Annotated in this window: 10 protein-coding genes and 1 tRNA gene; 9 read left to right on the forward strand and 2 right to left on the reverse strand. The window is 71.4% G+C overall.

Features of this window, described 5'->3' with window-relative positions; translation table 11 throughout:
* From L0B03_RS10630 to L0B03_RS10645, 4 genes are all read left to right on the forward strand, one after another.
* A partial coding sequence (locus tag L0B03_RS10630) for a hypothetical protein (protein ID WP_250445772.1) occupies positions 1-276 on the forward strand: 276 nt, incomplete at its 5' end.
* A gap of 64 nt (positions 277-340) precedes the next feature.
* Positions 341-613 (forward strand): helix-turn-helix transcriptional regulator, encoded by a 273-nt coding sequence (locus tag L0B03_RS10635; protein ID WP_250445773.1) that lies wholly within the window; start codon positions 341-343, stop codon positions 611-613.
* Positions 610-1,836: a HipA domain-containing protein gene (locus L0B03_RS10640; RefSeq protein ID WP_250445774.1), complete on the forward strand. Its 1,227-nt coding sequence runs from the start codon at positions 610-612 to the stop codon at positions 1,834-1,836. Before L0B03_RS10635 ends, L0B03_RS10640 begins: the two co-directional genes overlap by 4 nt.
* Positions 1,837-1,889: 53 nt before the next feature.
* A complete protein-coding gene (locus L0B03_RS10645) occupies positions 1,890-3,137 on the forward strand; it encodes an ATP-binding protein (RefSeq protein ID WP_250445775.1) in 1,248 nt (415 codons plus the stop codon).
* 66 nt (positions 3,138-3,203) lie between these two features.
* Here the strand turns inward: L0B03_RS10645 and L0B03_RS10650 are convergent, their stop codons facing one another.
* The gene (locus L0B03_RS10650; protein ID WP_250445776.1) at positions 3,204-4,553 is read right to left on the reverse strand and encodes a S41 family peptidase; all 1,350 of its coding nucleotides are present in this window, start codon (positions 4,551-4,553) and stop codon (positions 3,204-3,206) included.
* A gap of 58 nt (positions 4,554-4,611) precedes the next feature.
* Between L0B03_RS10650 and L0B03_RS10655 the strand changes: the two genes are divergently transcribed.
* Positions 4,612-4,995, forward strand: a complete 384-nt coding sequence (locus L0B03_RS10655) for a VOC family protein (RefSeq protein WP_250445777.1) — start codon at positions 4,612-4,614, stop codon at positions 4,993-4,995.
* Positions 4,996-5,086: 91 nt separating this feature from the next.
* Positions 5,087-5,563 carry a hypothetical protein gene (locus L0B03_RS10660; protein WP_250445778.1) on the forward strand — a complete coding sequence of 159 codons (477 nt, stop codon included), beginning with the start codon at positions 5,087-5,089 and terminating at the stop codon, positions 5,561-5,563.
* Between the two features lie 142 nt (positions 5,564-5,705).
* Here L0B03_RS10660 and L0B03_RS10665 read toward each other — a convergent pair.
* Positions 5,706-5,788 (reverse strand) — tRNA-Leu (locus tag L0B03_RS10665).
* Between the two features lie 245 nt (positions 5,789-6,033).
* Here L0B03_RS10665 and L0B03_RS10670 point away from each other — a divergent pair.
* The 3 genes from L0B03_RS10670 to L0B03_RS10680 all read left to right on the forward strand — a co-directional run.
* Positions 6,034-6,741: a DUF3662 and FHA domain-containing protein gene (locus L0B03_RS10670; RefSeq protein WP_250445779.1), complete on the forward strand. Its 708-nt coding sequence runs from the start codon at positions 6,034-6,036 to the stop codon at positions 6,739-6,741.
* A 7-nt stretch (positions 6,742-6,748) separates the two neighbouring features.
* Positions 6,749-7,246 (forward strand): FHA domain-containing protein, encoded by a 498-nt coding sequence (locus L0B03_RS10675; protein WP_250445780.1) that lies wholly within the window; start codon positions 6,749-6,751, stop codon positions 7,244-7,246.
* A gap of 9 nt (positions 7,247-7,255) precedes the next feature.
* Positions 7,256-8,029: Stp1/IreP family PP2C-type Ser/Thr phosphatase (locus tag L0B03_RS10680; RefSeq protein WP_250445781.1), on the forward strand; the 774-nt coding region annotated here is incomplete at its 3' end.

Here is an 8,029-nt window from a genome sequence, read left to right on the forward strand (position 1 = left end):
GTGGCCTTCGCGGGCCTCTCGCTGTGGCCGCTGGGGGCGACGAGGCGCGAGGGCACCGGACCCCAGCGCCGCGGGGTGGCCTGGACCGCCGCCGCCGTCCTGACCGGGCTGCTCGTGTGGTTCGTCCTCGAGCTGCAGCAGGTCACGCCGACGGGCGGGGCGCTGACCGGGCTGAGCGAGCGCGTGGTCGCAGGGGCGCAGGCGGTGTGGCCGTTGGTGGTGGTGCTCGGGTTGCGGTGGGACAGGCGGGGCGTCGACGCGCGGCCTCCGTTCTGAGCGCGGTGAATCAAATACGAGGCATCTGCGTCACCGAGTCCTATGAATCGTCTATGATTCATGCATGTCGCGAGAGTCGGATGAATCACTAACGAGTCGCCGCTTCTACCGGGCGCGCAGCCTCAGCGCCCTCGCCACCGCTCTCCAGGGCGCCCGCAGCACCCGCGGCCTGACCCAGGACGAGCTCGCTCGCACCATCGGCTCGTCCCGTCCGACCATCTCGCGCATGGAACGAGCCAAGCCCGCGAGCACGGACACGCTCCTGGACGCCCTGGCAGTGTGCGAGTACGAGCTCGTCGTCGTACCCCGCGGTGCCGTCGTCACGGTGACGACGTGACGAGCCTGCTCCACGTCTGGCTCCGCGGCGACCACCTGGGAGAGGTCGAACAGCTCCGCACCGGCAGGCTCCGCCTGCGCTACGACGCCACGGCCCTGGACACCTACGGCATCGGGTCACGCCCCCTGTCCCTGTCGCTGCCGTTGACCGACAAGCGCGTGCAGGGTGATCGGCTGGAACGCTTCCTGGACAACCTGCTGCCCGAGGGACCGGTGCGCGGCGCCCTCGAGCGGGAGCACGACATCCGTCCGGGCGACTCCTTCGCGCTCCTCAGCCGGATCGGACGGGAGTGCGCCGGCGCCATCCAGCTCACCACCGACGCCGACGCGCCGGGCGACGGGCAGCTCGTCGACCTGAGCACCAGCGAGGTCCAGCGCGTCGTCGCGAACCTGCCGACCCTCGACCCGCCCGAGGGACAGGTCGTCAGCGCCTCCCTGGGCGGCGTCCAGTCCAAGGTGCTGCTCAGCCGCACCACCAGCGGGTGGGCCTGGCCAGGTGACGGTGCCCTGTCCACCCACCTCATCAAGCCCGAGCCCGTCACGGACCTCGGCCCGGCGGACCTGATCCGCTGGGAGGAGTGGGCCCTGCGCCTGGCCCGTGCGGCCGGCCTGCCCGCCGCGCACGCCGAGCTCGAGGACTTCGACGGACGTCTCGCGCTCGTCGTCGAGCGATTCGACCGGGCTCAGGGACGCCGTACCCATCAAGAGGACGTCACGCAGGCCCTCGGTGTCGCGGCGCGCGACAAGTACGAGTCGAGCGTCGGTGACGCCCGCCTGCGCCGCATCGCCCTCGAGGCCGGCGCCGAGGCGCGGAACCCCGCCGGGCTCGTTGCCGACCTGCTCGCCCAGGTCGCCTTCAACCTCATCATCGGCAACGGCGACGCCCACTCCAAGAACTACTCGCTCACCATCGACGAGACCGCGACCTTCTCGATGGCACCCCTGTACGACGTCGCCCCGGTGTACCTCCTCGACGGGCGGTACCAGAGCTTCGGTCATCACCTCGACGGACAGGCACGGCTGCGATACCTCACCGCCGAGCACCTCGTGCGCGAGGCGGCGGGGTGGGGGATCAGCCGCGAGGCGACCACTGCGGTGATGTCACGCGTGGCCGAGCGAGTACGAGGCGCCCTGCCCGAGACCCATCCCCAAGGCGTCGACGTCGACCGCGTCGCCACCGCAGTCGAGGAGCGAGCCACCGCGATGCTCGCCGTGGGCGGCTAAGTGCATATATTATGTGCAGTCAACTGCAACTAATATGTGCCTTGAGGTGAGACATGAGCGCAACGTACGTGCCGCGGCTCGTCGACGCCCAGCTCCGACGAGGGCTGCGATCCGCCGGTGCCGTGCTGATCGAGGGCCCGAAGGCGTGCGGGAAGACCTCCACCGCCCGGCAGCGCGCTGCGTCGAGCGTCCGACTGGACGCCAGCCCGCAGATCAGGGCGGCAGGCGAGGCCGACCCGAACCTGCTCCTGGACGGCCTCACCCCACGCCTCATCGACGAGTGGCAGCTCGTCCCGAGCGTCTGGAACGCCGTGCGGTACCAGGTGGACGAACGCCAAACTGACGGGCAGTTCATCCTGACGGGCTCCGCGACACCCGCCGACGACATCACCCGGCACACCGGAGCAGGCCGGGTCGCGCGGATCCGGATGGCCCCCCTGTCTCTGTACGAGAGCGGCGCCTCGGACGGCGCCGTCTCGCTCGAGCGGCTGCTCGGCGGCGAGCACTCGTCCAGCCTGGGCTCCGAGCTCGACCTGATGGATGTCGCTGAGCTCCTGTGTCGCGGCGGGTGGCCAGCACACCTGCACCGTGACCTCGAGGATGCGCTCCACGCGAACCGTGACTACCTGTCCACCGTCGCCGCAGCCGACATCATCACCGTCGACGGGGTTCGCCGTGACCCGCGGAAGGTCACCGAGCTGATCTACGCCCTCGCCCGCAGCAACGGCACGTACGTCACCGACAAGACCCTCAAGGCCGACGTGTCCGGCCGCGGGCAGACCCTCGCGACGCGAACCCTGGCCTCCTACATGGATGCCCTGCAGCGCTTGTGGATCGCGGTCGAGCAGACCGCGTGGGGCCAGCACCTACGGTCGGGCGCGCAGCTCCGCAAGGCACCCAAGCGGCACCTGATCGACCCTTCCCTCGCCATCGCGGCGTTGGGCGCATCCCCCGCATCACTGATCAACGACCCCGAGGCGTTCGGGCAGCACTTCGAGAGCCTCGTGTTCCGTGACCTGTCGGTCTACGCGCAGGCGATCGGCGGGACCGTCCACGCATATCAGGAGAGCTCGGGGGCGGAGTTCGACGCCGTCGTCGTGCGCGGCGACGAGTGGGCAGGCTTCGAGGTCAAGCTGTCCGCCCGCCCTGAGGTCGTCGACGCCGCGGCGTCAGGTCTTCTGGCCCTCACCCGTCGCATGCGGCGCCCGCCGGCGGCCCTCGCGGTCGTCACCGCGACGGGGCCCTCGTACCAGCGGCCCGACGGGGTCGACGTGATCTCGGTGCTCAACCTCGGGCCCTGAGGCGGGCGGTCCACACGGCGGAGGTCCGGGAAGAGCACAGCGGTGGGGTCAAAGATCGGTCAACCGTCACCGGACGCGCTCCGGCACGTCGACCGGGATGCCGTGGAGCTCGATGCACCGGCCGGTGCGGTCGAAGGTCAGCGCAGTGCTCACCGAGAGCCGCAGGTCGGAGAGGATCGCGCGCGAGTGAGGTCGTCCGCTCCCACCGCCGCTGGGGGTGCCCTCGACCGTGATGTGCGGCAGCCCTTGGAGCCCGAGCACGAAGTCCTCACTCGCGGAGTACGTCATGGCGTCGATGAGGATGCGCGCCCTGCCTCGCCAGGCGGCGGGGTGCGGTTCCGCGCGCAGCGAGACGGGGGCGACGAGGCCTCCGCGCCCGTCGCTGAAGCGCACCGAGCCCACCAGGGTCGGACCGCGCAGGAAGCGTGAACGCAGGTCCATCGCCACCACGAGGTTGCCGCCCGTGTTCCCGCGCAGGTCGATCGTGATCTCCTCGCGGCCGGCCAGCTCGGACAGCGCGTCGTCGACCTCGCTCACCATCGCTGGCGAGAACCCTCGAAGCTGGAGACCCTCGGAGGTACGCGTGACAGCCGGCACCGCCCGAGGGTGCTCGACCCACGTCACTCGCCGGTCGTCGCGGGACGACGCCCCGAAGGCGCGGGGCTCGGCGCCCATCCGCAGGAACCGCCGGGCCGCGATCATGGCGCGCTGCTGCGGGCTCGCTCCGGTCCGGTCGAGCACGCTCCTCGGGTCCTCGACGTCGACCACCCATCCGGCGCCGACCCCTGCCGCTGCTGCGTCCGACCACGGCGGGACGTCGAGCAGCACCGCTCCGCGGTCGGTCATCTCGGCCACGTAGGGCGGGTGGTGCACCGGGCCGGTCCGCACCAGCTGGGTGTGCGCGTCTCCGAGCTCGGCGACCCAGCGCTCTGCCGCGTCGACGAACTCCTCGCCCTCGAGCTCGCGGACCCCGCGGTGGCGGTCGGTGATGGTGTCCCAGTCCAGGCCCCGCACCCTGAAGGACGGGTAGACGTTCGCGACCTCGGCGTAGATCCGGTCGAAGGCCTCAGCAGAGGTCGTGCACGGTGAGTCCTCGACGACGTCCTCGGTGCTGTGGGCCAGCGTGTGCAGCAAATCGAGGCAGGTGCCGAAGTCCTCCGGTGCGGTGAGCACGGAGGTGAGCGTCCGTGTCTGCGAGGACCACCGGAGCTGGGGCGTACACGCGGTGTCGTCGACCTGGACCGACCAGCGCTGTGCCGGTGAGATCGACGGCCGGTCCAGGACCACGCAGGTCCCGAGAACTGCCTCGAACTCCGCCCGCTCCGCACGGACCAGGGGCAGCAGCGGGGCCGCTCCGGGCGCGTTCACGAACTCCAGGACGAAGGGGACCCCCGGCAGCACGCCCGTCAGACCCATGGACCGACCCTAGGCGGCGGGACCGTCGAACTCCCCTCACGAGGCATAGCCTGACGGCATGCCCGGGATCGTGTGGTGGGAGATCGAGACGCCAGATCCCGATGGCTTCCAGCGGTTCCACGGGGCCCTGTGGGGCTGGACCTTCGAACCGGCGTTCGCGAACACCGCCCTCGGGGCGGACTACTGGATCATCCAGCAGGACCAGCACGGCATCGGCGGCCTCCAGCGGGCCTCGGCGTCCGCACCACGCCCGTCGGTCGGGACACGGGTGTACCTCGAAATGGACGACCTCGAGACGACGCTCGATCGGATCGCCGAGCTCGGAGGTGACGTCGAGCGGGCCCGGACGGCCCTCGGCGGCGACGACCGCTGGTTCGCCACCTTCCGGGACCCGACCGGTGTGTCGATCGGGCTGTGGACCGGGAACCCTGGCCCGACCTGAGGTGCGAGTGTTGGGTCCGTAGGCCTGCACCACCGCCACCGCCACCGCCACCAGCGCCAAGGACGACCGTGCACACCGTGGAACTCGACCGATGACCCCAGCTCCGCCGCTGACGTCCGAGCAGCACCAGGCGCCACCCCCGGAGTGGCTCGGGGCCCGCTGGGAGCTCGACCTTCGCCCCGCCGGCGTCCCCGCCGTACCGGCGACCGCGATCGATGCGACGACCACGCCGGAAGCACAGGACTGGGCGCGGGCGATCCTCGTCCAGCTCCAAGCTCTCGGCATCACCGCACGCATCGGCCAGGACGAGGGCGAGGACGGCCAGGGCAACCCGACGACGTACGACGAGCTGCTGATCACCGTCGGTGAAGGCCACATGGCGCTGGCCTTCTGGCGCGGTCTCCTCGCGTGGTTCGTCGACGTCTTCCCCGACCAGTGCGACCAGGCGTCCTTCACCCATGTCGCCAGGACCACCCTCGCCGCAGCACAGGAGGTCAGCGGCTACACCCTCGACCTCGGGCCACTGACGCCCACGGACCGTGCGCTCCTCGGCGTGGCTGCACCGTGACCTCCGAGGATGCCTTGGCGAACCGTGACTCCGTGTCGACGTTCGCGGTTTCCACCCACCAACACAGAAGACCCCCGGCGGACCGAGGTCCGACCGGGGGTCTTCCAAGCTCTGACGTCTCAACGAACCCGAGACGCCTCTGTGCGCGAGGGGGGACTTGAACCCCCACGCCCTTTCGGACACTGGCACCTGAAGCCAGCGCGTCTGCCATTCCGCCACTCGCGCGTGACGAAGCATCATGCTCCGCGACGCAGAAGGCTAGCACGATCCGGCCGCCAGCCCGCAGGCGTGGGGAGGCAGCCCTGAGAGGCTCTGGCGGATACCATCGGCCAGGACCACTGGCCGGTCCTCAGTGTTCGCGCGCGACTCGCGGTGCCTTCGGCGCCCTTCGTCCGCACGGCGGGGCGCCGACCAGCAACGACGTTTCAGCGGGCCCCCCGGCACCGCCGCTGCAGACGGGAGGAGGTGGCATGGGAGTTCTCGACAAGTTCGAGAAGGGCGTCGAGCGCGTGGTGAGCACGGCGTTCGCCAAGGCGTTCCGCAGCGAGGTCAAGCCGGTCGAGCTGGCCAGCGCGCTGCGCCGCGAGGTCGACGACCGTGCCGCCGTCGTCGGGCGGGACCGCACCGTGGTGCCCAACGAGTTCACCATCGAGCTCTCCGAGGCCGACCACGCCCAGGTCGAGAGCTGGGGCGCCGAGCCCCTGGCCGACGAGCTCGCGGCCAACGTCACCGAGCACGCCACCAGCCAGCGCTACGCCTTCGTCGGACCGGTGACCGTCTCTTTCGCCGAGTCCGCCGAGCTCGAGACCGGACGCTTTCTCATCCGCAGCGCGACCGTGCGCGGCGCCGTCGCCCCGGCCACCGCCGTGGCCGCGAGCGCGCGCCACCCCCTCGTGGACATCGACGGCCAGCGCTACCTGCTCACCGGCCCGGTCACGGTGATCGGCCGGGGCAGCGAGGCGGACATCATCGTCGACGACCCGGGCATCTCCCGGCGGCACCTCGAGATCCGCGTCACCCCGGACGGCGTGGTCGCGACCGACCTGGGCTCCACCAACGGCACCTTCGTCGAGGGTCACCAGGTCCCCGCAGCGACCCTCGTGGACGGCAACACCCTGACCATCGGCCGCACCCGGATCCTGTTCTGGACCGGGGCGGACGAGGACGAGGACCGGTGATCGGCGAGTGAGCGAGCTCACGATCACCCTGCTGCGGCTGGGCTACCTGGTCCTGCTGTGGGCCTTCGTCCTCTCGGCCATCGGGGTGCTGCGCCGCGACCTGTACGGCACCCGGATCGTGAACCGCCGTCGTCCCGGTTCTCGCAAGCCCGTAGCGGCGAGCGCCCCGGCGGCGGCGAGCGAGCGGTCGGCCCCCATCCCCCGGCGTGACGTCGGCCCGCGGCGCCTGGTCGTCACGGCCGGCCCGCTGCGCGGCACGACCCTCCCCCTGGGCGGCTCGGCGATCCTCATCGGCCGCGCGGCCTCCTGCACCCTGGTCCTCGACGACGACTACTCCTCCTCGCGCCACGCCCGCGTGTTCCCGCAGGACGGCGAGTGGCTGGTCGAGGACCTCGGCTCGACCAACGGGACGTTCCTGGGCCGCGACAAGGTCGAGCAGCCGACGGTCGTGCGCCCCGGGACGCAGATCCGCGTCGGTCAGAGCACCCTCGAGCTGCAGAGGTAGCCGCGCCCTATGACGATCGCCCTGCGCTACGCGGCCCGCTCCGACGTCGGTCTGGTGCGCGCCAACAACCAGGACTCCGCGTACGCCGGGCCCCACCTGCTGGTGGTCGCCGACGGGATGGGCGGCCATGCCGGGGGTGACGTGGCCTCCTCGGTGGCCGTCGCGCACCTGGCCCCCCTCGACGACGAGGCCCACGGGCCCGACGACGCCCTCGACGAGCTCGGCAAGGCCATCAGCACCGCGCACGACGAGCTCCTCCAGCGCGCCGAGGAGAACCCCGAGCTCGCGGGCCTGGGCACCACCGTCACGGCCCTGCTGCGGACCGGCAACAAGCTCGCCATGGCGCACATCGGGGACTCGCGCGCCTACCTGCTGCGTGAGGGCGAGCTGACCCAGGTCACCACCGACCACTCCTTCGTCCAGCACCTGGTCAACACGGGGAAGATCACCCCGGAGGAGGCCGAGCACCACCCCCAGCGCTCGGTGCTGCTGCGCGTGCTGGGTGACTTCGACATGGAGATCGTCCCGGACCTGTCGGTGCGTGAGGCGCGCGCCGGTGACCGGTGGATGCTCTGCTCGGACGGCCTCTCCGGGGTGGTCTCGAACGACACCCTCGCCGAGACCCTGCGCGGGGTGGCCGACGTCGAGACCTGCGCCGACACCCTCGTCGAGCTCGCCCTGCGCGGCGGGGCCCCGGACAACGTGACCCTCGTGGTCGGCGACGTCGTCGAGGTCGACGGCATGCGCGACGGCGCCGGGCCCGCGACCACCTGGAGCGTCGTC

The organism is Actinotalea sp. C106 (assembly GCF_023630195.1).
Classification (GTDB): domain Bacteria; phylum Actinomycetota; class Actinomycetes; order Actinomycetales; family Cellulomonadaceae; genus Actinotalea.

Excerpts from the sequence above, each read along its gene's own strand:
- L0B03_RS10635 (WP_250445773.1), top strand. The coding sequence starts at position 341 with ATGTCGCGAGAGTCGGATGAATCACTAACGAGTCGCCGCTTCTACCGG.
- L0B03_RS10660 (WP_250445778.1), top strand. The coding sequence starts at position 5,087 with ATGACCCCAGCTCCGCCGCTGACGTCCGAGCAGCACCAGGCGCCACCC.
- L0B03_RS10645 (WP_250445775.1), top strand. The coding sequence starts at position 1,890 with ATGAGCGCAACGTACGTGCCGCGGCTCGTCGACGCCCAGCTCCGACGA.
- L0B03_RS10650 (WP_250445776.1), bottom strand. The coding sequence starts at position 4,553 with ATGGGTCTGACGGGCGTGCTGCCGGGGGTCCCCTTCGTCCTGGAGTTC.
- L0B03_RS10670 (WP_250445779.1), top strand. The coding sequence starts at position 6,034 with ATGGGAGTTCTCGACAAGTTCGAGAAGGGCGTCGAGCGCGTGGTGAGC.
- L0B03_RS10655 (WP_250445777.1), top strand. The coding sequence starts at position 4,612 with ATGCCCGGGATCGTGTGGTGGGAGATCGAGACGCCAGATCCCGATGGC.